This window comes from Agrobacterium sp. SUL3 (genome assembly GCF_001263295.1).
Taxonomy (GTDB): Bacteria; Pseudomonadota; Alphaproteobacteria; order Rhizobiales; family Rhizobiaceae; genus Agrobacterium; species Agrobacterium tomkonis.
In genome coordinates this window covers 140,677-165,066 of the sequence record NZ_KQ414503.1, presented here as the reverse complement: position 1 = coordinate 165,066, position 24,390 = coordinate 140,677, and the positions used below count along the sequence as shown (strand labels likewise).

The window sequence follows — 24,390 nt, the reverse complement described above, 5'->3', positions numbered from 1 at the left end:
CCGCCAGGTCGTGCGACACCCTTCGCAGTGGCCAACAACGGGAATGTGAGCGGTGGCAAACTTGCCATGCATGGATGGCCTGCCTAAGAAAGACCGACACCCACGATAAATCCACGTTACAGAGAACGTTGCATGAGCCTGTTTGCGAAGATCACCCGCACAGCCACCGTCATCATGACGCTGGCCTGCCTTCCTTCTTACGCCGTCGCGCAGCAGATGACTGTCGTTCCTCCCGGAAATCGCTCCGCCCAGCAGCCGGAAATACCACAAGCCTCGGCGATCCGGACCAAGGCTTTCTACACAACCTACGAGGAAAAGTTCGGCAAGACGATTGATCTCCTGAACAGCGAGCCCGCCCTTCTCAGCAAGATCAGGAAGGCAGCAGCGGCCTATGGCATCGATCCGATACATATTGTCGGCGCCATCGTCGGAGAACATACCTTCAACGTCTCGGCCGTGGATCGCCTGCAGACCTATTACGTCAAGGCGATTTCCTACGCCGAACTCGATATCAGGTTCAGCTATAATGGCGTTTCCCTGAAGACATTCCTCCAGCGGCCGGAATTCCGGTCCTGCGAGCCGCTTCCCACCACCTCCGAACAATGGAGCTGCCGCGACACCGTCTGGGATGAGGACTTTCGCGGCAAGGTCGTGGATGGTGCGAGATACGAGGCCATCTCGTTCCAGCGTGCCTTCTTCCAGCCGTTTTATGCGGGGCAGACCTTTGGGCTTGGCCAGATCAGCCCGCTGACGGCCCTGCAGGTCACCGATCTCGTCAACAGGACGAGCGGCCTGCCGAAACTCACGGCGGAGAGGCCGAAGGACATCTACCACGACGTTATGGATCCCGACCGCAGCATCATCTACATCGCCGCCATCCTCAGGGATTCCATCGATGCCTACCGGGAAAAGGGCTTCGATATCTCAGGTAATCCCGGAATTACCGCGACGCTCTACAATGTCGGCCAGCCAAGGCGGCGCGCCGAACGCCTGCGGGCAGCCGTGGATGCGGGCGCAAAAACCCGCCTGCCGGTTGAAAATTATTATGGATGGCTGATCAACGACCGCCTCGATATCCTGAAAAACATTCTTGACGGCAAGGGCGTCGACCAGCGAACGACATCGGACATCGGCAAAAAAACGCGATAACGCTTTTTTGTTTTCGAATAGTAGTCAATCGCCTAGATTGTACAGGATCGGATGTTCTCGGGTAAAAACCCACAGATATACACGCAAAGATTGCCAAACTGTACCTTCACAATGTAACCTTAAGCAAAAAGCGCTTTTCCATCCGCCCGAAATCTGCTAATTCGGCCGGCACAAGAATTCACGGATAGCGGGATAAATTCGCTCTATGCCTGACGAAGGCGACAGTACCGACAGTAGTCGACACCGAACGAGGCTGGCTCGCGTGAAGCGTAGCCAGCCTCAAATTTTCTTGTTTTCCTCAACGCGACAGCTTTCAGCCTCGGATGTTCAGTCCGGGGCTTTGTGTGTTCGCCTCCATTCCCATAAAGGCTCCTGAACATGGAATTCCTAGCAGATCCGAACATCTGGATCGGCCTCGTCACCCTTATCGTTCTCGAAGTCGTTCTCGGCATCGACAATCTCGTTTTCATCGCGATCCTTGCCGACAAGCTACCACCACACCAGCGCCACAAGGCTCGCGTCATCGGCCTGTCGCTGGCGCTCATCATGCGCATCCTGCTGCTGTTTTCGATCTCATGGATCGTCACGCTGACGCGGCCACTGTTTACAATCGCGGATTTCTCCTTCTCCGGACGCGATCTCATCCTCATCATCGGCGGCGCCTTCCTGCTTGCCAAGGGAACCATGGAGCTGCACGAACGGCTTGAAGGTGACCACAAGCCGAAACAGGGCAAGGTGGTCCATGCGGTCTTCTGGCAGGTCATCGTGCAGATCGTCGTGCTCGACGCCGTGTTTTCGCTCGACAGCGTCATTACCGCCGTCGGCATGGTCAACAATCTCTGGGTAATGATCACCGCCGTCTGCGTGGCCATGGCCGTGATGATGGCGGCCTCCAGGCCGCTGATGACATTCGTCTCGAAACATCCGACCGTGGTCATTCTCTGCCTTGGCTTCCTGTTGATGATCGGCTTCAGCCTGATCGTCGAAGGTTTCGGTTTCCATCTTCCGAAGGGTTATCTCTATGCGGCCATCGGCTTTTCCGTGCTCATTGAGGCGGCAAACCAGCTTGGCAGGCGCAACCGCGAAAAGCGCATCACCGCCGGTGATATGCGTGAGCGCACCTCCGACGCCATTCTGCGGCTTCTCGGCGGCCGGGTCGGTGAACAGCCGCGTGGCGAGACGGCCGATCTTATCGCCGAACAGGCCACCCTCAGCGACCTTTTCAAATCCGAAGAAAAGGACATGATCCGCGGCGTTCTGACACTTGCCGAACGCCCTGTCGTGTCGATCATGACACCACGCACCGAGATCGACTGGCTGGATATCGACGCCGACCCGGAGACGCTGCGCCACCGCCTGCTGGAACTCGACCATTCCCGGCTGATGCTCGCGCAGGGCAAGCTGGACTCCTTCCTCGGCGTCGCGGCCACAAAGGACCTGCTGCGCGATCTTCTGCGTGACGGCAGCCTGAACCTCGAAAGCTCGCTGCGGCAGCCGCTTGTGGTGCATGAGAGCGCCACGGCCCTGCAGGTCATGGAACAGCTGCGCAAATCCCCGTTGCAGATGGCCGTCATCATCGATGAATACGGTACGCTGCAGGGTATCGCCACGCCGACGGATATTCTCGAGGCGATCGCCGGCGAATTCCCTGAAGAAGGCGAAGAACTGCTGATTTCGGAAAAGGCGGAAGACGGCTCCTGGCTTATCGATGGCGCCGTCGATGTCAGAAGGGCATCTTATCTTCTCGACATCGATCTGGTGGACGAGGCCGATCGTTATTCCACCGTCGCGGGTTACATTCTGTGGCGTCTCAATCGCCTCCCCGAGGTCGGCGAGCGTGTTTCCGGCGAAGGCTTCGCTTTCGAGATCGTATCCCGCTCGGAACGGAACATCGAGAAGGTCCGGGCGTGGAATGACGCGGTGAGCGAAGCTTAAAACCGAACGCCGAGAGGATGCTAAACGGGCAACCTCTCGGCACACAAGGCGTCACCCTCGGCCTCGTGCCGAGGGTTTGTCACTGCCCCGAAATCAGCGAGGACCGAGACGGTCTTTCTTTAGTGCGCGGCGTCGATCATCGAGATCCAGCCGGCGGCACGGCGGGCAGCGTCCGCAAGCACGGGCTTCGGTGCCTTGAACCATTCGTTTTCCGGCAGTTCACGCTTCACGCGAACGAAGCTGATCGCATCATCGAGCGTCGGGAAATCCGCAGGCAGCGTCAGGTGCAGAAAGAGCGCAACGACGGCGACGGAACGCGAACGCCCTCCCCGGCAATTGATGAGCACGCTGCCGCGCTCCCGCCGGGGATAGGACGGCTTGTCGGGCAATATCTGCTCCAGCGCCGCCCGCAGAATGTAGTGGGCAGCCACCATCTGTGTATCGGGGTTTCCGGCGCCATCGATCAGGCCGATCTTGTAATAGCGGATTTCGCCCGGCCCATAGACACTGCCCTCATGATCGGAAATGATTTGCGGCTGCTCCACAAAATTGAAATCGAGATTGACGGCGCAATTGACGACGGTGGTGATGCCGTTCTCACGCAGAAGGTTGAGGTCGCTTGCGCCCTCCTTACCCGAAATGAACAGATCGACGCCATAAAGCGGATGCCGCTCATAGATGCGGCTGAGCTTCGGCAATTCGCCGGATTCCTGCTCTGGGGATTGGATCTTTTCCGGTTGTGGCATGTCATGTCTCCGTCGGTGCCGATATTACGTCTTCAGGCCTTTGTGGCCGGCTGGCTATGCTGCGCTGCCGCCTTTGCGATGCGGTCTGCGGATATGGATCGCGCCACCCGCTGCAATGTCGGGTAATTCGCCCCCTTGCCCGTGGCGATATAACCGGGGCAGAGGAAATCTGCGGAACCCTGCGCCACCTTTCCGAGGGTGAGCGGCTCATAGGTTCCGCCCGCATTCTTGAGGATAAGAATGGCTGCCGCCACATCCCAGGCATTAACGCCAAAACCGGCGGCCGCATCCGTCCAGCCCGCCGCAACATGGGCGATGCTGAGCGCGGCGCTGCCAGGCCGGCGCAATGTCGAGAAGGTCTCGACAAGAGCGCCGAAATTGGCGAGCGCCGCTTCCCGCCCATCCAGCCGGAAATCACGCGAGACAGGATAACCGGTGATCAAGGTCGCCCGGGTCTCGTCTGCAACACTGCGGGAGCGCAGCTTGTCTCCGTCCAGATAGGAAGCTTCAAGGTTGGCGGAAAACATCTGCTCCGCCACGGGATCATAGACCACGCCGGCAACGGCCTCGCCGTCAATGACGGCGGCAATCGACACGCACCAGAAGGCAAGGCCACGGGCGAAATTCGCAGTGCCGTCGATCGGATCGACATACCATTGCACCTCGCCGCTGCCGATCTGGCCGCCTTCTTCGCCCATGATCGCTGAATCAGGTTCGCTTGCGAGAATGATGGCACGAATGGCAGCTTCAGCACGCTTGTCATGAATGGTGACGATGTCGTGGAGATCGACTTTATAGTCCACCGCCATTTCCGAGCGGAACGCCGAAAGCAGCGGATCGCGCACGGCGCGCGCCGCCGTCTCGGCGATTTTCATCAGCCGCATCGAGCGGGAAAGCGCCGCCTCATTTCCAGATTTTCGCTCGGTTGAAGATGAGGTGTGCATTGGCATATCCAGTCTGTTCGTTCAAAAAAGAAGGAGGCGGCGGCGCGGCTTGGCCGCGCCAGCCGGGATTATTTCCTGTAGTTGACGCGCCAGACGTCCTGCCATTCCTCCCGCCGGTCGAAGTCATCAAGGCCGGTGGCGGAATCATAGCCCATCAGCCTGTCGGCGACCTTCATAAGCCCCGAGGGTTCGTCAGCCGGCATCTTGATGTCGATATTGGTCGGCAGCTTGCCGTCCTTCATCTGCGGGGCGATGCCCTCTTCCGTCAGGACATAATGGATGAAGAGCTTCGCCATATTCGGGCTCTTGGTCCTGGAGGCGATCAACCCAAGCTTGATGTAGGTCCAGCCGACCCATGGATCGAGGCCCGTGCAGAGGCCGAGCTTGTAACCCTTGTCGGCATTGTCGCGGAACTTGGCCGAACTGAGCAGGCCGAAGAAAGGCTGTTTCTGGCCGGGCGCACCGACAGCTTCCGCCACCGGATCATCACCTTCGGTGGCAAGCGGGCCGTTTGCAGCCATTGCCTTGATCCATGCGGCCGACGCGCCCTTTTCCTCTATCTCCTTGCCGAAATGGGCCTTGTAGGCTGCCGCCACCTTCTGATTTCCATGGGCTTCGAGCTGGTTGAACCAGTCCGTATAGGTGCTCTTGCTCAAGGGATCGACCATGGCGACCTTGCCTTTCCATTGCGGCTCGGTCAGTTCCCAGATATTGCCCACCGGGCATTTGTCATGGGCTTCGGTATTATAGGCCCAGACATTGGCGTTGGTGGAAATTGCGAGCGGGTTCTGAAACTGCGCCGGGATTTTCGCCACCATGTCGCCTGGCAGGTAGTTCTCGACAAAACCCGCCGGCAGAAGCTGCGCGAGCGCCGATGGCGCATCGGTGATCAGCACCACATCGCCCTGCACATTGCCGGACTGGCTTTCGCGGATGATCATCTCCAGCTGGCTATTGGCGGAAACCTTTACACCCGTTGCCTTCAGCCCGTATTTGGCGCTGAACTTCTCGGCCATTTCGACGATCTTGCCGGTGCTGTCATAGATATTGATCGGCGTTTCCTGCTTCGCCGCCGCCAGGATCGTATCCAGATCGAATGCCTCTTCGGCCGCAGCAGTCATGGCAGACAGTCCGATCATTGCCGCAGCAATGACTGACGCCGTTCTCAAATTCGTTCTTTTCATCGTTTCCCCTCCCAAGGAAAAGACAGGCGGGCTTGGCACCCGCCTTCCGTTTATTTTTTGTAGTTCACACGCCAGAAATCCTGCCAGCCTTCGCGCTTGTCGAGGTCGTCGGCCGCCGTTGCGGCATCGAACGCCATCAGCTCATCGAGATGATCGGCGACCTTCGAGGGCTCATCCGTCGGCAGGGCGATTTTCGTATTGCCGGAGAGTTTGCCATCGGCGGTCTGGGGTGCGATGCCCTCTTGCGTCATCAGGTAATGCAGGAAGAGCTTTGCCGCATTCGGGCTTTTCGTCTGCCCGGCAATCAGGCCGAAACCGGGATAGAGAAATCCGGAAAAGGGCTTTACGCCGCTGCAAAGCCCGAGCTTCAGCCCCTTGGCCTCGTTGTCACGATATTTCGCCACAGAGGTAATGACGAAGAAAGGATCCGCCTGCCCCGGCGCACCGGCCGCATCCGCAACCGAACTCGAATCCGTCAGCAAAGGCGCATTTTCGGCAAAGGCTTTTACCCAGGCCGCGGTTGCGCTTTTTTCGCCCGTTTCCAGCTTCTTGCCGTAGAGGTCCTCATAGGCCCTGGCGACATCGGCATCGTGGTGGGTTTCGATCTGGTTGAACCAGTCGGCATAAAGCGGCTTGTCGAAGAGATCGAGCATGGCAAGCTTGCCCTTCCACTTCGGCTCCGTCAGCTGCCAGATGTTGGTGACCGGGCATGTGCCGTATTTCTCGGTATTGTAGGTCCACACATGCGGGTCCGAGACGACCACGAGCGGATCGCGCAGCTTTTGCGGAATATCGCCTTCCATATCCGGCGGCGACCAACTGGTGGCGATGCCTTCCGGCAGAAGCTCGCCCATGGCGGAGGCGACATCCGTTGCGACGCTGACATCGCCGACAACATTGCCGGCCCGATGCTCGCGGATCATCAGCTCAACCTGCGTCGCCTCGTTCACCTTCTTGCCGCTGGCCTGCACGCCGTATTTGGCGGTGAAGGCCTGCGCCGTATCGACGATCTTGCCGGTCACCGCATAAACGGTGATCGGCTTTTCCTTCTTCGCGGCATCGATCAGCGCATCGAGATTAAAAGCGTCCTGCGCATGCGCGGCAGCGCCAACTGCCAGCGAGAAGATGAGGGAGAGCGCGGAGGCGGCCATTCGCCGCCCACGCTGCCCACCATATCGGTTCTGCTTCATTGTAGTCACTGCGTCGGTCCCCCCGTTATTTTTTGTAGTTCACACGCCAGAAGTCCTGCCAGGTTTCGCGTGCATCCCAGTCGTCAAGGCTGGTGGCCATGCTGTATGGCAGGATGTCATCGAGAACCGCGCCGATACCCGAAGGCTCGTCGGCAGGCAGGCTCACCTCCTTGTTCGTCGACATCTTGCCGTCGATTGCCTGCGGCGCGATGCCTTCAGCGGTCATGATGTAGTGAATGAAGAGCTTCGCCGCGTTCGGGCTGTTAGTGCCCTTGGTAATCAGGCCGACGCCCGGATAAAGCCAGCCGGCCCACGGCTTCAGCTCCTTGCAGAGGCCGAGTTTCATGCCCTTTTCGGCGTTGTCACGGAACTTGGCCGAGCTGATAAGGCCCATGAACGCGTCCTTCTGGCCGGGCGAACCCACGGCTTCAGCGGCCGCCGCATCGGCATCGGTCAGAAGCGGGGCGTTGGCGGCAAGCGCCTTTACCCACGCTGCGGTCGCGCTCGTCTCTGCGGTTTCGAGATCCTTGCCGTAGAGCGCCTTGTAGGCCGCCTTCACCTCGCCATCGCCGTGCTTGGCCATCTGGTTGAACCAGTCGACATAGGATGCCTTGCCGAGCGGATCCTGCATCGCCACCTTGCCCTTCCACTTCGGGTCGGTCAGTTCCCAGATGTTGGAAACGGGGCATTTGTCGAAAAGCTCGCTATTATAGGCCCAGACATTGGCGCTGGTGACGACGGTAAGCGGATCCTGATATTCCGGCGGAATATTGCCGGCCATATCCGGCGGCAACCAGCTTTCGACAAAACCCATAGGAATAAGCTGAGCCATCGCCGCCGGCGCATCGCTGATGATCGAAACGTCGCCCTGAATATTGTTGGCGCGCGCCTCGCGGATGATCATTTCCAGCTGGGCCGAGGCCTTGACCTTCGCACCCTCGGCGCCCACGCCATATTTCGCGGCGAAGTCTTTCGCCATTTCGACGATCTTGCCGGTGCTGTCATAAACGGTGATCGGTTTTTCCTTTTTTGCCGCCTCGATCAGGGCATTGAGGTCGAACGGCTCTTCCGCCTTCGCCGCCCCGCCAAACGTTGCGACAATTGCCGTTGCACATAACAGCCGGCTCAAACCCGTCTTTGTCCGCTTCATACTGTTTCTCCTTCAGCCGTTTTTGCCGGCGTTTTCAGTTGTAGGTGCTGTTGCGTAGAACGGCGTCCGCCTCGGTGACCCGCTGCCCCTTTGCATCGAAAGCGTGCAGGGCCTCCGGCGGCACGTGGAAAAACACGCGGTCGCCGCTGTCGATACGCGGCAGTGAATGGGTGGTGAGGAACAGCGTGTGGTTTTCGCTTCTCAGCTCAAGAATCCAGCTGCCGCCGGTCGGCAGCACGCCCGTCACCGTCATTTCACCGGAGAAGCTGCCCTGCGGCACATCTTCCGGCTTCATTACGTAACCCATCGCCTCCGGCCGCATGCCGATCGAGGCAATGCCGCGCAGCTGCGGATAACGCGCTGCAAAATAGGCTTCCCCCTTGTCGGCAACATCAGAGATGCCAGGCTGGCCGAAGGTCAGGATATTGATCGGCGGGCTGCCAACGAATTCGGCAACGAAGCGGTTGGCCGGGCGGTCGTAAATGTCGTTCGGCGTGCCCATCTGCTGCAGCGTGCCCTCGTTCATGACGGCAATGGTGGTGGCAAGCGTCATGGCTTCCCACTGGTCATGCGTCACGAAGACGATGGTGGTCTTGAACTCCTTGTGCAGCCGCTTCAGTTCGGCGCGCATTTCCAGCCGCAGCCGCGCATCCAGATTGGAGAGCGGCTCGTCCAGAAGCAGAACGCCGGGATTGACAGCAAGCATACGGGCAAGCGCCACGCGCTGCTGCTGCCCACCGGAGAGCTGCGACGGATAACGATCGCGATATTTGGCGATGTCGAGCGCCTGCATGACGCGTTCGACACGGGCTTCGCGCTCGGCCTTCGGCAGCTTGCGCAGGCGCAGACCGAAATCCGTGTTGCGTTCGATCGTCAGGTGCGGCCACAGCGCGTAGCTCTGGAAGACGAGGCCCATTTCACGCTTTTCCGGCGGCACGAAGATGCCATCGGTAACGGAATCGATCACCCGGTCGCCGACGCGGATTTCCCCGCCGGAGAGGTTTTCAAGGCCGGCGATCATCCGCAGCGTCGTGGTCTTGCCGCAGCCGGAAGGGCCGAGCAGGCACATGAATTCGCCGTCGCGGATTTCGAGATCGAGATCGGAAACCGCATTTGCGGAATTTACACCATAGTTTTTCTGCGCACCGCGCAGGTTGATGGTAGGCATCAGCTTCCAAGTCCTTCTGCAAGATTTGTGCGGGTCAGTTTCTGGGCCAGCAGCGTGCCGAAATAGGCGATGCCGGCGATGATCAGCACCACGGCGTTGGCGGCCTGCGTGTAGTGGTAATCGACCAGCCGCAGCGAATAGGTGGTCAACACGTCCGTGCTCGGCACGGCAAGGATCACGAAAAGGCTCAAGCCCTTGATGCCCGAAATAAAGGGCAGGAGAACCCCGGTCACCAGCGATCCCTTCTGGATCGGGATCACAATGGAGATCATGCGGCGGAACCAGCCGGCGCCGGCAATCTGCGCCGCCTCTTCCGGGTCCTTTCCAAGCTGCGTCATAGCCGAGATGCCGGCGCGTGAGGCATAGGGCATCTGGTCGGCAATCAGCGCCAGGATAAGGATCGTCACCGTGCCATAGAGCGCCGGCATCGGCCCGCGCGGAACGGCAAAGAGCGACAGATAAGCGGCGGCAAAAGCGATGCCAGGCACGAGATAGGGCAGGAACGTTACCTGTCGCAAATAGACCGACAGGGCGCGCACCGGCGTGCGGATGACAACATAACCGACCAGGAGACCGAGAACGCCTGATGTCAGCGAGGCAAGCCCGACGATCATCATCGTGTTTTTCGCCGCCGCCCATAGATCGGGGCTCAAAAGAACGCCGGTCTGCAAGGCCACGGTATTGAGGTTGGTGCCAATCCAGTAATCGAGCGTGAAGTTGTCGAGCGTGAATTTGGCCGGCATTTTCATGATGGTCGAGAGCGCCAGCGTCAGAAGCGGCAGGCCGACGCTGAGGATGAAGATGGCGGCCGCAAAGCCGGTTGCCGGAAGCCGCATCTTGCCGAGGCGGTTTTGCCGGTTCATCGAGCCCTTCGAACCGATGGTCACGAACCGGCGCGCTTCGCGAACGAGGCGCGCATCGATCATCAGCGTGATGATACCGATGAGCATGATCGAGGCCGCAACGACACCGGCAACACCGGTCTGGCGCGAGGCGATGCTGCGAAACAGCGAGGTGGACAGGACTTCGAACTTCACGGGCAGCCCGAGAACATAGGGTACGCCGAATTCACCGAGGCACTTCGCAAAGATCAGCACCATGGAAGACAACAGCGCCGGGCGCATCAGCGGCATGATGACCTGCAAGGCCACCTGATAGCGGTGTGCACCGAGAATACGCGCGGAATCTTCAAGCTGCGAATCGAAACGGCGAAGCGCCGAGCCGAACAGCAGGATGACGAATGGCGTATAATGCAGCGCAAGGATGATGGTGATCGGGAAACGCCCATATGCAACCCAGTCCGGCGGCGTCAGGCCGATTGCCTCAAACCAGCCGGGCTGGCCGCCAACGGTGCGGTTCTTGAACAGGGTCGTCCAGGCCAGCGCAAAGGTCCAGGCCGGCAGCATATAAGGCACAATCAGCGCGGTGGCGAACCAGCGCCGACCGAACATATCCGTGCGGCTGATAAGCCAGGCAAGCACGGTACCGATGACCAGCGAAAGCGAAATCGCCCCGAAAGCCACTGTCAGCGTGTTAAAGAGCGGCCGCCAGAAGAGGTCAGTCGCGACAGGCGAGAAAAACGCCCTGTCGAGATAATAAAGCGTGAGGTCGCCAACATCCTTGCCAAGGCGCCTTTCATGGCCAAACTGGACGCGGACAGCGTCGAGAATGATCGAAATGATCGGAACGACGATCAGATAGGTAAAAAGCAGGGCCGTCAGAACGCCGATCAGCGTCGTCGGCTCCCGGAGCGCGACCTTGAGTCGATATCGCCAGGCCTGCCATGCCGAAGGCGCGGTCGCAGGGGGACGCCCCAATGCCTCCGCCTTCGTTGATTCGCTTAAAAGAGCCATTATCTCTCCCCGTATGGCCACACCATTGCCCCGACACGCCGGCAAGCACCTGCCTTCGCGCAGCCTGAAAAACAGACGGCGCGTGCGTGACCTTCAACAATGCATCAATGCTTCAGAAGCGGGCTTCCAACCCGCCCACAACGATGATCCCAGCTCCTCCCGAAAACATCGCCGGCAAAGCGGAAGTGGAATAAAAATTCCATAACTCACTTCACCTTGGAATGCATGATCCGTCTTAAAAGATGTTTTGTCAACGAAAAAATGCACACGTGATCACTATCTTATTTATTTGTTTTAAAACGTCTTTTTGTCACAAAACTGTAATTTTTTGAGTGCGCAATTCAACGGAATGTTTTTCCCGGCGCGACGACAATGGAACGAATGAGACGTTTCACCGGGATATGCCAGGTCATCCTGCTCCAGCGCAGCGGCAGGCAGTCGAAAAATTTCGATAGGAATAGCCGACGCCACATCGCCTGTGATATCAGGCATAGGATTTCGCAACCGGGGAAGTTGAATGGCGAGAGGGTTCGTGACAGCCGAAGAGGTGGCAAAAAAGGCCGGGGTCTCGCGCTCCGCCGTCTCGCGCACCTTCACTCCCGGCGGCAGCGTTTCGAAGGTGGTGCGGCGCAAAGTGCTGAAAGCCGCGCAGGAACTTGGCTATCGCGTCAATCGTCTGGCGCAGGGCCTTAATAATGATCGCTCCAACCTCATCGGTGTCGTCGGCGCCAACCTGAGTTCGCCCTTTATTTCAAAGCAGCTCGATCTGCTCAGCATCGGCCTTCTGCGTCGCGGCCTGCAATGCCTGCTCTTGAATGCGGCGGATGCGCGCAAGGACATCGCACCGCTGATCGAGCTTCTTTTCGAGTTCCGCGCCCAGGCAATCGTCGTTCTCTCCGGTGAACCGCCGGCTTCAATCGTCGACGAATGTATTGCCAATGGCGTGCGCCTCATCCTCATCAACCAGCGTCTCGACCGCACCGATACCAATATGGTGCTGAGCGACGATTCCCACGGTGCCGACCTTGCCGCCATGCGGCTCGTGGCGGCCAAATGCCGGAAGGTCGCGGTCATTTCCAGCGGCAGCCAGACCCCGGCGCAGCTGCGCCGCGCCGGCGCCTTCACCCAGCGCATGACCATAGAAGGCATCGAGGTCGTTGCCTGGTCCGGCGGGCCGACAAGTTATGACAGCGGTTATCAGGCCGGCTGCGAATTGCTGGCCGACAAGGCGATCGATGGCGCTTTCTGCGTGACCGATCTGCTGGCGCTGGGTTTTATGGACGCCGCGCGTCTGGAAATGGGTCGCCGGGTGCCGGAAGATCTCTCGATCGTCGGTTTCGATGATATTCCACAGGCTGGCTGGAAAAGCTATCAGCTGACCACCGTTGCCCAATCCTTCGACGCGTTGACCGAGAAAGTCCTGACCGCGCTCGACAGCGACCTGCCGGAAACCCGGCTTCAGGTCGTGCCCGTTTCCATGGTCGAGCGCATCACCGCGCGCTAACTCGCCTGCTTGATGCGGCTTTCGATGAGGAGGCCGCTTTCATCAAGGATCGGATGAGCGACGGCGGCGATATGGGCGTTGATGCGTTTGAGATCGCGCAGCATGTCCAGATGCACGGAACTGGTCTGGATGCTATCGGCCCGGCCATCACGCAGGCGTTGCAGATGGCGCTCCGAAGACTGCTTTTCGAGGCGCCGCACATCTTCCTTCACTTCCACCAGCCGCCGGGCAAGATCGGCATTGCGGGTCGCGAAAACCGATTGCGCCATGCGGATATTGTCGAGTGTGACGGCGAAAAGACGCTCCAGCTCACTCTTGCCGTCAGCGGAAAACTGCAGGCCAAGATCGATCTTCTTGGCGATTTCCGGACGGATGCCTTTCTCGATGATATCGCCAATATGTTCGAGATTGATGGCATATTCGACGATATCCATCGCGCGGCGCTGGTCTTTCCGGCAAAGACCGTCCTGCCCGACCTTGGAGACATAGACCTTGATGTCATGCTGGATACGGTCGACCCGGCCTTCCAGCATGCTGATATCGTTGAGTTTCGAGACGTCGCTATCGCGCATCGCTTCGCTTGCCTGCCGTAGCATGCGCTCGATCAGATCGCCGACCAGCAGCACCTCGCGGCTCGCACCGGCAAGTGCTGCAACCGGCTGATCGAGATCGTGACTGTCGAGATAGCTGCGGCTGCTTTCGCTTCCCTCTTTTTCCGGCAGCATTGCCTTCGTTACCCGCAAAAGCAGCGGCGAGAGCGGCCATGCTATGGCGGCAACAGCCAGATTGAAGAAAAGATGCGCATCAACAGCGAGATTGGCGTGCGAAAAGGGTGACATATCCAGAAGCGCCGCACCGTAACCGGCAAGAGGCAGGGCCAGAAGACAGCCGATGGCCCTGACGATAAGGTTACCGACAGTCACCCGCCGCGCCGCAATCGGCGCTTTCAGCGTTGCCAGCACCGGCGGAACCGCACCGCCGAGATTGGCGCCGAGAACCAGCACGATGATTAAGCTCGTTTCGATGCCGCCACTTGCCGCGAGCGACAGGATGAGAACGACAATCGCAAGACTGGAAGAGGCCAGCACCGCCAGGACGGCGGAGAAAATCAGCGCCACCGGCCAGGCATTGCCAAGCAATGAAATGAAGAGACCAAGCGCCGGTGATTGTCTGATCGGATCGGTCGCCGCGGAAAGAAGATGCAGGGAAAGCAGCATCAGGCCGACACCGGCAAGGGCCGCACCCGCTCCCTGCCGCTGCGCCGATTTCCCCCGTAGCAGGATGACACCCGCGAGGATGAGCATTGGCGACAGCCAGCCAAGCCCGAGCGCTACAATCCACGCGGTCATCGCGGTGCCAACATTGGCCCCCAGCAGCACAACCTGCGCCATGGCCGGCGCGATAAGGTCTTTTTCAACGAAGGACGCGACCATCAGCGCGGTCGCGGTCGAACTCTGCAAGGCGATCGTCGCCACGAGACCGGCAAAGAAGGAGCGAAATCCGCCCCGCGTGCCGGCGGCAAGACCGGTGCGAAGCCTGGCGCCAAATGCGCGCGACATGCCGTCCTTAATCTGCGCAAGGCCGAAAAGCAGCAATGCCACCGCGCCGAACAGATTGATGCTGACAACGACCGATTCCATCGGATCACCTCGCGTGTCGTTCCTGCCGCCCGCTCTGCACTCAGGGCTGCGATGCAGCGGCCCGTTGCAAAACCTTCAGATCAAACCGCTACGCGCTCATATTGTGGAGCGAGCTGAAGCGTGAGATCACGCGAACTGCCTTCAGCACGCTCTATAAACAGGCCGAGCGCACCGAAGAAGATTTCGATAAAGCTTTGAACGGAACCGTCGTGACGATCCGCCTCACGGCCGAAGCGTTCCGCCAGCACCCGATAGAGGGAAAGCCGCTCCGGCTGGATATGCGGCAGGGCAAGACCCGCGCCCTGACGAAGGCAATACCAATCGGCAATCAGCTCGAACATCGGCAGTTCAGAAGCCAGCACGAGGCCATCAGATGGGGAGCCGCCTTTTTTTCCGATCAAGCCAATAACGTCCTGCACGGTTTTATTGGCAATGGCCGCCACAACCTCCGCCGGCCATTCCTTGATGAAATAACGGTACCTGACCAGCGCCCGTTTGTGGCCAAGCAGAAAATCACCGTAGGTGCCCGCCGCAAACGCCTGGTCCTCATCCTCGCCAGCCAGAGCCGTTTCCTGCGCATAGCCTCGGCAAATGCGGCTGTTGATCGGCAGAGCATCCATCTCCACCGTCTCCACAGTGATTTCCTGCCGCGACGTGTGGACAACCTTGAACGCGGGCGGGAAGGCAACCAGCGACGGCACGGCGATATTGGTGAGGGAATTCTCCCCGTCCCCGCGCCTTGTCACACCTTCCACATGCAGGTGCCCGCTGAAATGGATGGCAAGCCCGGCGTTACGCAACGCATCCTCCACCGCCTTGCGCGGCGTGCGGCGCACGACATTGGTTTCGCCAAACAGTGCACCTTCGGCGCCGCTTGCGCCATCAAACGGATCGAGCGCCGGATAGTGGGAAAAGCCGAGCAATGTCTTGCCGAGCGCCTCTGCCCTATGCCGCACATCGGCAATCCAGTCGATGATGAAAGGTTTACAGCGCAAAAGCGCGTTCCAGCCACCGGAGGTGCTATCGGTGAAGGCCGCTTCCTCACCTTTTTCGAACGCACCGTCGAGCGGTTCGAAAATATTGGCGTCGATCATCAGTAGCCAGAGACCCGGCTCCGGCTCGACGAGATAGGAGGCGTCCATCAGCTGGTAGACATTGTGCCCATCGGGCGAGCGCACCTCATAAAGGCGGTCCTCCGCCAAGTCGGAGACGCCGAACGGCGTTTCCCAGTGAATATAGTCCGGCTGGCGGAAATATCCGAAAGCCGACATGGGCCCGAGGCCCACTGGATAGCCCTCGCAATACATCCGGTCGCTAATAACAACCCGCTCTCCAGCTCGCCGTGCATCGCTCGAAACAGAAACGCATCGGCCATTTTCCGTCAGGAACTCCTTGGTATGGTGCCGGCCGCGCGGGCCGAAAATATCGTGGTTTCCGGGCAATGCATAAAAAGCGGTGCCATGGGCGTCACGATGACGCTCGAGAATGCCCTTCAGCGTTTCGGTGGTCGCCCGCTGGCCGTCATCGGTATAATCGCCAAGCAGCACGACATGGCGGATGCCGCGTTGCCGAACCGCTTCGAGTGCGGCATGCAGCGCATCGGCGCTCTCGTTGAAAACCCGGGTGGATTCGCGTGTGTCCGACCAGCTGCGCATGGTGATGCGCTCACCATCGATCTCGATGCCCGGAAATCCGAAATCGGCGGCCGTGTCATGAAAATGCGCGTCTGCAATGACGGCAACGGAGGGAAGCGCACGTGTCAGCATGATTGGGCGGTCTTTCTGCCCTCAACCATGTCGATCCAGTCGGAAGCACGGCGGGCGGCGGCATAAAGCATGGGTTTCGGCGTCTCGAACCATTCATCGGGCCGCAATTCCCGCCTGGTGCGGATCACGGAAACCGCGTCGTCAAGGGTGGGGTAAAGATGCGGCTGCTGCTTATGGAGGAAAAGCGCCACCAGCGAGACGGAGCGGCTGCGGCCACTGCGGCAGTTGACCAGCACATTGCCGCCATCTGGAAACGGATAGGTCTCGCGTTTCGGCATGGTCTGGCGAAGCGCGCCGTCAAGAATATAATAGGCCCCCAGCATCATCGTGTCGGGGCTGCCCTCCCCGTCGATCAGGCCAAGCTTGTAATAGCGGATATCGCCATAACCCACAGCGCGTTTGTCGCCCTCTTCCGCCATTGCCTGCACGAGATTGATATCGAGGTTGACGGCGCAATTGACAACGGTGGTAATGCCGTGGCGGCGCAGGAGCCCGAGATCGCTCGCACCATCGCTGCCGCCGATATAAAGCGCAGCATTATGCGGGCCAAGCCCTTCCGCGATCAGGCTGATTGCAGGCCGGGCATAAACGGGTCCATCCATGTCATTCCTCCACATGCACCAAGCCGCCCTTTCAAGGACCAAGCTTCGCCTAAAATCAGGCCGATGCGGCCTGCTGCCCACCCGACGGCTGCCGCCCGGCCAAAGGTATGCTCGATGCCTCACTGACACCTTTGGCAACACCGCCGGCTGCCGCCAGCACCGGCCCGCCATCCTCAAGACTACCGACTTCCAGGAAGGGGCAGACATCGCCGCCAGCTTCGCTGACGAGTAGCAGTCCCGCAAGACAATCCCATGAATTCATATGCAATTCGAGATAGGCATCGGAACGGCCATCAGCCACATAGGCAAGCGCCATGGCCCCGGAGCCGGCGCGGCGGACATTGGCGCCCATATCGAGCAGGTTCTTGACGACATCGAGATAGATCTCATTCGCCACGCGGGTCGACCAGCCCATTTCGATCGACGCCGCATCGAAACGTTTCGTCTCCGACACCCGGATCGGCAAGCCGTTACGCGTCGCCCCCTCGCCGCGGCGGGCAAAATAAAGCTCATCAAGGGCGGGGTTATAGATCGCGCCGAGCTCGGTCTGCCCGTTTTCGACATAAGCGATCGAGATGCAGAAATGCGGAATGCCGCGTGCGAAATTCGCAGTCCCGTCGATGGGATCCACGACCCAGACGCGCTCGCCAATCTCCCCGCCGCCTTCTTCCCCGAAAAAACTGTCGTCAGGAAAACACGCCGCGATGGCGCCGCGAATATGCGCTTCGGAGGCAGCATCCGTCACCGTCAGGAAATCCTGCGGCCCCTTCATCGAAAAGCTGCGCGTCGCTTCGCCCTGAAAGCCTTTCAGCACCAGTTCCCCGGCGGAAAGAATAACGCTGCGGCAGAGTTCGGCGCGAGCCGTCAATGTATCCGGATAAGGCATCGAGTCCATGCGCAACAACCATTTCCCTTAGAGTGAACGCGTGTTCATATTGCACACGTGTTCACTGTTTTCAAGCCCGATTTTGGAGGAATTGATTGTGTCGGATCGGACATCGCCAATCCTGTCAGCGCACGATATCCATCGCAATTGATGACGCCGAATTAAACGCTTGTCTTGGATCGTTCAAGACGTATCAGCGCGCTTTGTTCAATGCAAATGGGATGTTGCGAAAGACAACCACATGCATCTCGAGGTTGATTTGGTTCTTCCTCAATTAACCCTGTGTATTTCCAATGATGTAACCGCACTTATGTTATGAACGCCGCTCTGTACTTGATGAGCGGCCAATGAAAATACTGAGTGCCAAACAAAAAATTCAAAATTTCATGTCTGTTCGATCTGACAATCCGGACTTGCTGAAAGCACAGTATCGCGCCTTCACACGGCAGATGCCGATGATGTATTTCATACTGCTTTCAAGTACTTGGGCGCTTGCCACTACGCATATGCAATTGGCGCCGTTTTGGCTCACCGTTGGAATTCCTGCTCTTTTCACCCTTGGCTGCACCCTCAGGGTCGCATTCTGGTGGAAGACACGCGGCATCGACCCGAATCCGAAAATGGCGCACGCGGCACTCCAGCGCACAAACCGCCTGGCGGTCGGCATCGCCATGGCATTCACGCTCTGGTCTTTTTCGCTGGTGCCTTACGGGGACGCCTATACGCAGTCTCACGTCGCCTTCTACATGGCGATTACCGTGATTTCCTGCATCTTCTGTCTGATGTATGTGCGCTCTGCCGCCTTCATTGTTACCCTCATCGTCAACGGCGCATTCATCGTCTTCTTTCTGGCGTCACGGCAACCGACATTCATCGCCATTGCCATCAATGTTCTCTTGGTCTGCGCCGGCATGATGTCCATCCTGTTGACCAACTACCGCAATTTCGAGCGTATGGTCGTCTCCCAGCAGCGTACGGAAGCGCTGAGCAACGAGAACCTGCTGCTCGCCAATATGGATAGCCTGACCGAGCTACCCAATCGCCGTGCTTTTTTCACCCATCTGGAAGTCGAGCTGGAAAAGGCCAGAGCCGCAGGAACCCGTCTGGCGCTGGGCGTTATCGATCTCGACGGCTTCAAGCCGGTCAACGACCTCTACGGACACTCCGTCGGCGACAGACTGCTGGTCAATGTCAGCAAACGCCTTACCGTCTGTCTGAAAGCCAGCAAGGCGTTCCGGCTGGGCGGCGACGAATTTGCCATCGTTGCTCCGATCATACCTGATGATGCGCAGCTCGTTGCCAATGCCAATGCAATTTCGGAACAGCTGAGAGCACCTTACCATATGCCGGAGGGAACGGTGCATGTTTCCGCCTCAATGGGGATAGCCGTCTTTCCAAATCTCGCCTCCACGCTGGAACAACTTTTCGACAGGGCAGATTATGCCCTTTACCATGCCAAGAAGACCCGGCGCGGCGATGCCGTCCTCTTCGACGCGGAACACGAAAAGCAGATCAATATCGAAGCCCGCATCGAGCATCTGCTCAAGCAGCGCGATATGGAAAACGAGCTTTCAGCTGTGTTCCAGCCGATCGTCGATATACGCGATGGAGGGACCGACGGTTTTGAAGCGCTGGCGCGCTGGCATAGCCCGATCCTCGGGCATGTGCCGCCCGCCCAATTTTTCTCCATCGCCGAGCGAGCCGGCATCGTCAGTTCACTGACGCGGCCGCTTCTCAAGAAGGCACTGGCTTCCGCGTCACGATGGGAGCCGTCCCTCAGGCTATCATTCAACCTCTCGGCCCATGATCTCAATTCCTGCGAAGGCGTACTGTCGCTGATCGGCATTATTGAAAACAGCGGTTTCGACGCACGTCGTCTGGATTTGGAAATTACCGAGACCGCCTTTGCACATGATTTCGAACAGGTCAGGCAATCGGTCGAAATGTTGCGGCGTCTTGGCTGCGGCATTTCGCTGGACGATTTCGGCACTGGTTATTCCAGCCTGACGCGGCTGCATGCCCTGCCTCTCACCAAGATCAAGATCGACCGCAGTTTCGTTACGAATCTGCACGAAAAGCCGGCGAGCTACAAGATCGTGAAATCTCTTCTCACCCTCAGCCGGGATATGGAACTGGAATGTGTGGTGGAGGGGGTTGAAACACCGGAAGAGCTTGCAGCCCTGGAAGGCCTCGGCGCCACGCTGGTGCAGGGCTATGTTTATGCGCCGCCGTTGCGAGAAGAAGATGTCGATGAATTTCTTTCCGAGCGCCAGGCAAGACGCACCGCATTATAGGAAAATCGCGACCGTTCATCGCAACTGCCCACGGCAGAAGCTGGTCCTCGCCGGGCGGCGAAGACAATTTTTCAGAACACCCTTCGCCTGAACGAAATCGCAGGACGATGGCTGGTTGTTTTCAGGACCTGTCCTGATCAGGATACACGGCCGGACTGAAGCGGCCAGAACCAGATCGTTTCCGAATTATAATAGCAGGCCGAGGCGCATTGGGCTGCTTCCGCACCACCCCGCACGAGGTCGATATGACCGCCACCGCTATAGCCGGGGATATTGTGGAACGCCACGACGCCGTTGCGCGCGCCAATTCCGGTTCGTGCCGTTGCTGGTGTAAAAGGCTCAGGCTCGCCGAGATAGCCCGTTCTTTTCAATAGATTGGCCAGGCGGCGCATATTGACCTCGATGCCCTTGCCGGCATAGGAGCCCTTCTGGATGCGATGCGAACCGGGCACGATGTTGATGCCCGATTTTATGAAGGCGATGCTGACGCGGATCGCGCAGGTATTATGGTAGTTCGGGTTGCCGATATAATCTTCCCAGCCGATTTCCGTGAAAAGATCACGCTGGCTGATATAGTTGGAATGTGACGGCTCGCTGCTCGGATAATTGCCGTATAGAGTGTCAAAGTTAACGCGCATGGCTTGTCCCACTAGTTACTTTTCTGCTCACAGGGAAAGGAGACCTTGAGCGCCTCCCGCACGAGAGTGGCTGCCTGTTCATCCAGTTTTTCCGCAGGGATATCGCCGAGATAGGTGTAGATCCGATCGGTGAGTTCATGGGGCGCCACGGCACCCGCACCGCACCAGTCCGATCCACTCGTCAGATCGGCCACACCGGCGATATAGGCGCTGGATTTCGCGATGGAAACCAGCCGGCGCATTTCCGGATCGGATACTTCCGGGGCAAGTTTTCCTTCGATTGCCTGTTTCAGTTCGGCACCGGAGAAAATCCATGTCCGCTCGGCCGCGCCAGCCGATGAAAGACCGGACAGAGCCAAAACAAAGGGCACGGAAACAAGAAACGCAAATGGGGAGCGCATGACAAACCCGCCTCGTCCAACGTGGATGAGAAACATCACGACGTGAGCTTCAAAACTTTGATGAAAACGACCCGGTGCCGGCCGATACCGGCACCGGGTCGCGTCGCTATCAGGCGGCCTTTGTCGTCGCCAGATCGTAAGAAGCGATCATCGGAGACTGCGGCGAGTTGTTGTCGTCGAACGGTGTGTACTTCACTTCCATTTTGGTGAAGTTGAGCTTGATGGTCTCAACCGGACGGTCACCGCTGGAATCCACCGAGTAGCTGGCGATCAGCGTATTCGTCAGCAGGTACTCGATATAGGTGTTACCGGGATTGCCCGTGGTTACCATGTGGACCGTTGCGAGCTTGCCCGTGCGGCCGGCGCAGGCTTCCTGGAAAAGCTTGGTGGAAGAAGAATCGCTAACCTTGGTCAGAATGACTTCCGAAATCGTCGGTTCGGATGCTTCGCGGTTTGCAGCAGAACCAGCAGAGGTGTTCATGTTGCGGGCCACGTTCCAGTGAATGGCCTCGATATCCATCCACTTGCGATGTTCTTCATGTGTGGCGTCGCCCTGGATACCGTCAATCTGCAGATAAATTGGCATGCTGTAAGCTCCTGTAGCTGAAATGACCTCTTGCTTCGAGGCCGAGTTACCCTTCGTCTAATGCCGCATGCGTCGGGTAGACCCTTCCGACGCGGCAACTTCACCCATCCCAACCCTTTCGGTTGCGACGAATTCATTCGTTTCCCCAGCCGCTTCGGCACGAATGCCGAACCTGATTCCGTCAAAATCGACAGTGACCTCTCCGACCCGCTCTCCGGCAACGACCTTCTCAAGGAAAAAGCTGGAAAGCGGCGGCAGGAGATCCTTGCCGATCATGATTTCGATGGCGCGCGCGCCGATGTCGCTCGCGCCGGCGCGCGCCACCAGTGCGTCACGCGCCACATCGGACAAGCTCAGGTCGGCGCCATATGTTGCAAGGACGCGCTCGCTGATCTTGCCAATCTGCATATCCACGATCCTCGAGAGCTCCTCCGTACCCAGCGGCATGAAGGGAAGAATGATCGTGCGCCCGAGGAAAGCGGGCTTGAACTGTTTCGTCAGCTCCGGCATCAGAAGCGCTTCCAGCGCCTCGCCCTCCGGCATCGTTTCGGGATCGGCCGAAAGTACCGAAAGCAGTTCCGAGCCGGTATTGGCCGTCATGAAGATCGTGGTGTTCTTGAAATCGACATCGCGGCCTTCGCCATCACGAAGCACGCCCTTGTCGAACACCTGATAGAAGATATCCTGGACGCCGGGATGGGCCTTGTCGATTTCATCAAGGAGCAGAACGCCGAACGGCCTGCGCCGCACCGCCTCGGTCAGCACGCCGCCTTCACCGAAACCGACATAGCCGGGTGGTGAGCCGAGAAGCAGCGAAACCTTGTGCTCCTCCTTGAACTCCGACATGTTGATCGTCGTCAGGTGGCTGTTGCCGCCATAGAGCAGATCGGCCAGCGACAGTGCGGTTTCGGTCTTGCCGGTTCCGGACATGCCGACAAGGAAAAACACGGCGGGCGGACGGCGAGGATCGGACAAACCGGCGCGGGCGGTGCGCATGGCATCGGCAATCCGCGCAATAGCGGCATCCTGCCCCACAACCCGCTGCCGCATGCGATCATCCAGCGTGCGCGCACTTTCGATCTGGTCCGCCAAAAGCTTGCCAAGCGGAATACCGGTCCATCGGGACACCACAGATGCAATCGCATCCCGGTCAACCACCGTCGGCACAAGTCTTTCCGCGTTTGCTGGCTGTGCTTCGCCGATGGGTCGCAGACGGGAAACATTCGATGCGTCGGTTTGCTGCGCCGACTGCTCTTCGCCCAGCGCCGCCAGTTCGGCCATTTCCGCATCATAACGGCCGCGCAGATCATCAATCCCGCTTTCAAGCCTCTCAAGCTCGTCGCGTATCGACTGGATACGGCCTTGCATGTCTTCATCCTGCGGTTCCCGCAGAAGCCAGTTCAGCTCATCGGACAGAAGGCGGTGTTCGCTTTCCATGGCGCGCAGCCGTTCGGGCAGGGTCTGCCGCGCCAGCGAAACGGCGGCGGCTGCCGTGTCGAGAAGGCTCACCGCCTTGTCCGGCAATTGCCGTGCCGGCATATAACGCGCGGATAGCTGCACAGCCGCCACGATCGCCTCATCACGAACGACAACGTTGTGATGGCTGACGAAGGTGTCGGCGACACCACGCAACATGCGTATTGCGGTCGCCTCATCCGGCTCACGCACGTGCACGGGCTGGAAACGACGCGTCAGCGCCGCGTCCTTTTCGAAATATTTCTTGTATTCGCTCCACGTCGTCGCCGCGACGGTCCGCACCTCGCCCCTTGCGAGAGCGGGTTTAAGAATATTTGCCGCATCGCCCTGACCGGCGGCACCACCTGCCCCAACCAGGCCGTGGGCCTCGTCGATGAACAGGATGACGGGTTCCGCCGAGCGTTTTACCGCATCGATCACACCATGAAGACGACGCTCGAACTCGCCCTTCACACCGGCGCCGGCCTGAAGCAGCGAAATGTCGAGGTTCAGAAGACGGACGTTACGCAGTTTTTCCGGAACGTTTCCGGAGATGATCTCCAACGCCAGCGCTTCCGCAACCGCCGTTTTGCCGACACCTGCCTCGCCCACCAGAATAGGATTGTTCTGTCGGCGGCGCGTAAGAATATCGACGAGTTGGCGCAGTTCATCATCGCGGCCGATCACCGGATCAACCTTGCCGTTGCGGGCATCGGCGGTCATATCCTGGGTGTAAAGGCGCAAAAAATCGTTCTGGCCGGCGGCCTGTCCGGAACTTGCAGGCGCGGAAGACACATTCGCACCGGTATCGCCTTCAACTGAACTGCGGAGGCGCTCCAGCGCCGCACGATCCATCGCCTTCAGCGACGGAAATGCAGAGCGGACGAAGGAACGGAGCGAGGTTTCCTCATCCATCGCCAGCAGCAGGTCGCAAAGTGTCACCCGGTCCCGCCCAGCCTCCAGCGAAGCGAGGACCCAGGCCTCCCGGCCCGCTGTCAGAACGTTCTGCGAGAGCGACAATGCGTCGCCGTCCCCGATAATCGCCTCGTCGAGACTGCGGCCGATTTCAGCCTGCAATACCGGAAGTGGAATTTTTAATTCTTCGAATGTTTCCGCATAGATACCGGCATCTACAACCGCCAGCAGCCAATGCGGGATATCCACGTACCTGTGCCCCCGACGCACCGCGACAGAAGCCGCAGCTTCAAGGGTGACGCGCAGGTCAGGCTCAAGCGCTTCGATGAGGCGATTGAGATCGATATGCGACATGCAATGAGCCTCCTGCCCCGGTCCATTCCA

Annotated in this window: 20 protein-coding genes; 4 read left to right on the top strand and 16 right to left on the bottom strand. The window is 58.9% G+C overall.

The window, feature by feature from the left end:
- Positions 1-132: 132 nt before the first annotated feature.
- Positions 133-1,149 carry a DUF1402 family protein gene (locus AKG12_RS13505; protein WP_052819193.1) on the top strand — a complete coding sequence of 339 codons (1,017 nt, stop codon included), beginning with the start codon at positions 133-135 and terminating at the stop codon, positions 1,147-1,149.
- 378 nt (positions 1,150-1,527) lie between these two features.
- Complete coding sequence (locus tag AKG12_RS13500; protein WP_052819192.1) at positions 1,528-3,084, top strand: TerC family protein; 1,557 nt, start codon at positions 1,528-1,530, stop codon at positions 3,082-3,084.
- A gap of 119 nt (positions 3,085-3,203) precedes the next feature.
- Here AKG12_RS13500 and AKG12_RS13495 read toward each other — a convergent pair whose 3' ends face one another.
- The 8 genes from AKG12_RS13495 to AKG12_RS30235 form a co-directional block, all read right to left on the bottom strand.
- A complete protein-coding gene (locus tag AKG12_RS13495) occupies positions 3,204-3,830 on the bottom strand; it encodes a dual specificity protein phosphatase family protein (RefSeq protein ID WP_052819191.1) in 627 nt (208 codons plus the stop codon).
- Positions 3,831-3,862: 32 nt separating this feature from the next.
- Positions 3,863-4,780: an inositol monophosphatase family protein gene (locus AKG12_RS13490; protein WP_052819190.1), complete on the bottom strand. Its 918-nt coding sequence runs from the start codon at positions 4,778-4,780 to the stop codon at positions 3,863-3,865.
- A gap of 62 nt (positions 4,781-4,842) precedes the next feature.
- Positions 4,843-5,958: an ABC transporter substrate-binding protein gene (locus tag AKG12_RS13485; protein ID WP_052819189.1), complete on the bottom strand. Its 1,116-nt coding sequence runs from the start codon at positions 5,956-5,958 to the stop codon at positions 4,843-4,845.
- 50 nt (positions 5,959-6,008) lie between these two features.
- Positions 6,009-7,148 (bottom strand): ABC transporter substrate-binding protein, encoded by a 1,140-nt coding sequence (locus AKG12_RS13480; RefSeq protein WP_197283323.1) that lies wholly within the window; start codon positions 7,146-7,148, stop codon positions 6,009-6,011.
- A 25-nt stretch (positions 7,149-7,173) separates the two neighbouring features.
- Entirely contained in the window at positions 7,174-8,298 is a 1,125-nt protein-coding gene (locus tag AKG12_RS13475; RefSeq protein WP_052819187.1) for an ABC transporter substrate-binding protein, read from the bottom strand.
- A gap of 34 nt (positions 8,299-8,332) precedes the next feature.
- Positions 8,333-9,466, bottom strand: a complete 1,134-nt coding sequence (locus tag AKG12_RS13470) for an ABC transporter ATP-binding protein (protein WP_052819186.1) — start codon at positions 9,464-9,466, stop codon at positions 8,333-8,335.
- On the bottom strand, positions 9,466-11,319 hold the full coding sequence (locus AKG12_RS13465) for an ABC transporter permease (protein WP_046801012.1): 1,854 nt from the start codon (positions 11,317-11,319) through the stop codon (positions 9,466-9,468). Before AKG12_RS13465 ends, AKG12_RS13470 begins: the two co-directional genes overlap by 1 nt.
- Positions 11,320-11,613: 294 nt before the next feature.
- Positions 11,614-11,811, bottom strand: coding sequence for a hypothetical protein (locus AKG12_RS30235; protein WP_156316050.1), 198 nt, complete (start codon positions 11,809-11,811; stop codon positions 11,614-11,616).
- Between the two features lie 25 nt (positions 11,812-11,836).
- Here AKG12_RS30235 and AKG12_RS13460 point away from each other — a divergent pair, with 25 nt between their 5' ends.
- On the top strand, positions 11,837-12,823 hold the full coding sequence (locus tag AKG12_RS13460; protein ID WP_046801013.1) for a LacI family DNA-binding transcriptional regulator: 987 nt from the start codon (positions 11,837-11,839) through the stop codon (positions 12,821-12,823).
- Here the strand turns inward: AKG12_RS13460 and AKG12_RS13455 are convergent.
- The 4 genes from AKG12_RS13455 to AKG12_RS13440 all read right to left on the bottom strand — a co-directional run bounded on the left by AKG12_RS13455 (position 12,820) and on the right by AKG12_RS13440 (position 17,726).
- Positions 12,820-14,463, bottom strand: a complete 1,644-nt coding sequence (locus AKG12_RS13455) for a Na/Pi cotransporter family protein (RefSeq protein WP_052819185.1) — start codon at positions 14,461-14,463, stop codon at positions 12,820-12,822. The genes AKG12_RS13460 and AKG12_RS13455 overlap by 4 nt on opposite strands.
- Before the next feature lie 80 nt (positions 14,464-14,543).
- Positions 14,544-16,229 carry a metallophosphoesterase family protein gene (locus AKG12_RS13450; protein ID WP_052819184.1) on the bottom strand — a complete coding sequence of 562 codons (1,686 nt, stop codon included), beginning with the start codon at positions 16,227-16,229 and terminating at the stop codon, positions 14,544-14,546.
- The gene (locus AKG12_RS13445; RefSeq protein ID WP_052819183.1) at positions 16,223-16,831 is read right to left on the bottom strand and encodes a dual specificity protein phosphatase family protein; all 609 of its coding nucleotides are present in this window, start codon (positions 16,829-16,831) and stop codon (positions 16,223-16,225) included. Before AKG12_RS13445 ends, AKG12_RS13450 begins: the two co-directional genes overlap by 7 nt.
- A gap of 55 nt (positions 16,832-16,886) precedes the next feature.
- A complete protein-coding gene (locus AKG12_RS13440) occupies positions 16,887-17,726 on the bottom strand; it encodes an inositol monophosphatase family protein (RefSeq protein WP_052819182.1) in 840 nt (279 codons plus the stop codon).
- 338 nt (positions 17,727-18,064) lie between these two features.
- Here AKG12_RS13440 and AKG12_RS13435 point away from each other — a divergent pair, with 338 nt between their 5' ends.
- Entirely contained in the window at positions 18,065-20,011 is a 1,947-nt protein-coding gene (locus AKG12_RS13435; RefSeq protein ID WP_052819181.1) for a putative bifunctional diguanylate cyclase/phosphodiesterase, read from the top strand.
- 137 nt (positions 20,012-20,148) lie between these two features.
- Here AKG12_RS13435 and AKG12_RS13430 read toward each other — a convergent pair whose 3' ends face one another.
- From AKG12_RS13430 to tssH, 4 genes are all read right to left on the bottom strand, one after another.
- Positions 20,149-20,649, bottom strand: coding sequence for a type VI secretion system amidase effector protein Tae4 (locus AKG12_RS13430; protein WP_052819180.1), 501 nt, complete (start codon positions 20,647-20,649; stop codon positions 20,149-20,151).
- Between the two features lie 11 nt (positions 20,650-20,660).
- Entirely contained in the window at positions 20,661-21,050 is a 390-nt protein-coding gene (locus AKG12_RS13425) for a Rap1a/Tai family immunity protein (protein ID WP_052819301.1), read from the bottom strand.
- A gap of 109 nt (positions 21,051-21,159) precedes the next feature.
- Positions 21,160-21,636: an Hcp family type VI secretion system effector gene (locus AKG12_RS13420; protein WP_046801021.1), complete on the bottom strand. Its 477-nt coding sequence runs from the start codon at positions 21,634-21,636 to the stop codon at positions 21,160-21,162.
- Between the two features lie 57 nt (positions 21,637-21,693).
- Positions 21,694-24,360, bottom strand: a complete 2,667-nt coding sequence (tssH, locus tag AKG12_RS13415) for a type VI secretion system ATPase TssH (RefSeq protein WP_052819179.1) — start codon at positions 24,358-24,360, stop codon at positions 21,694-21,696.
- Between the last annotated feature and the right edge of the window lie 30 nt (positions 24,361-24,390).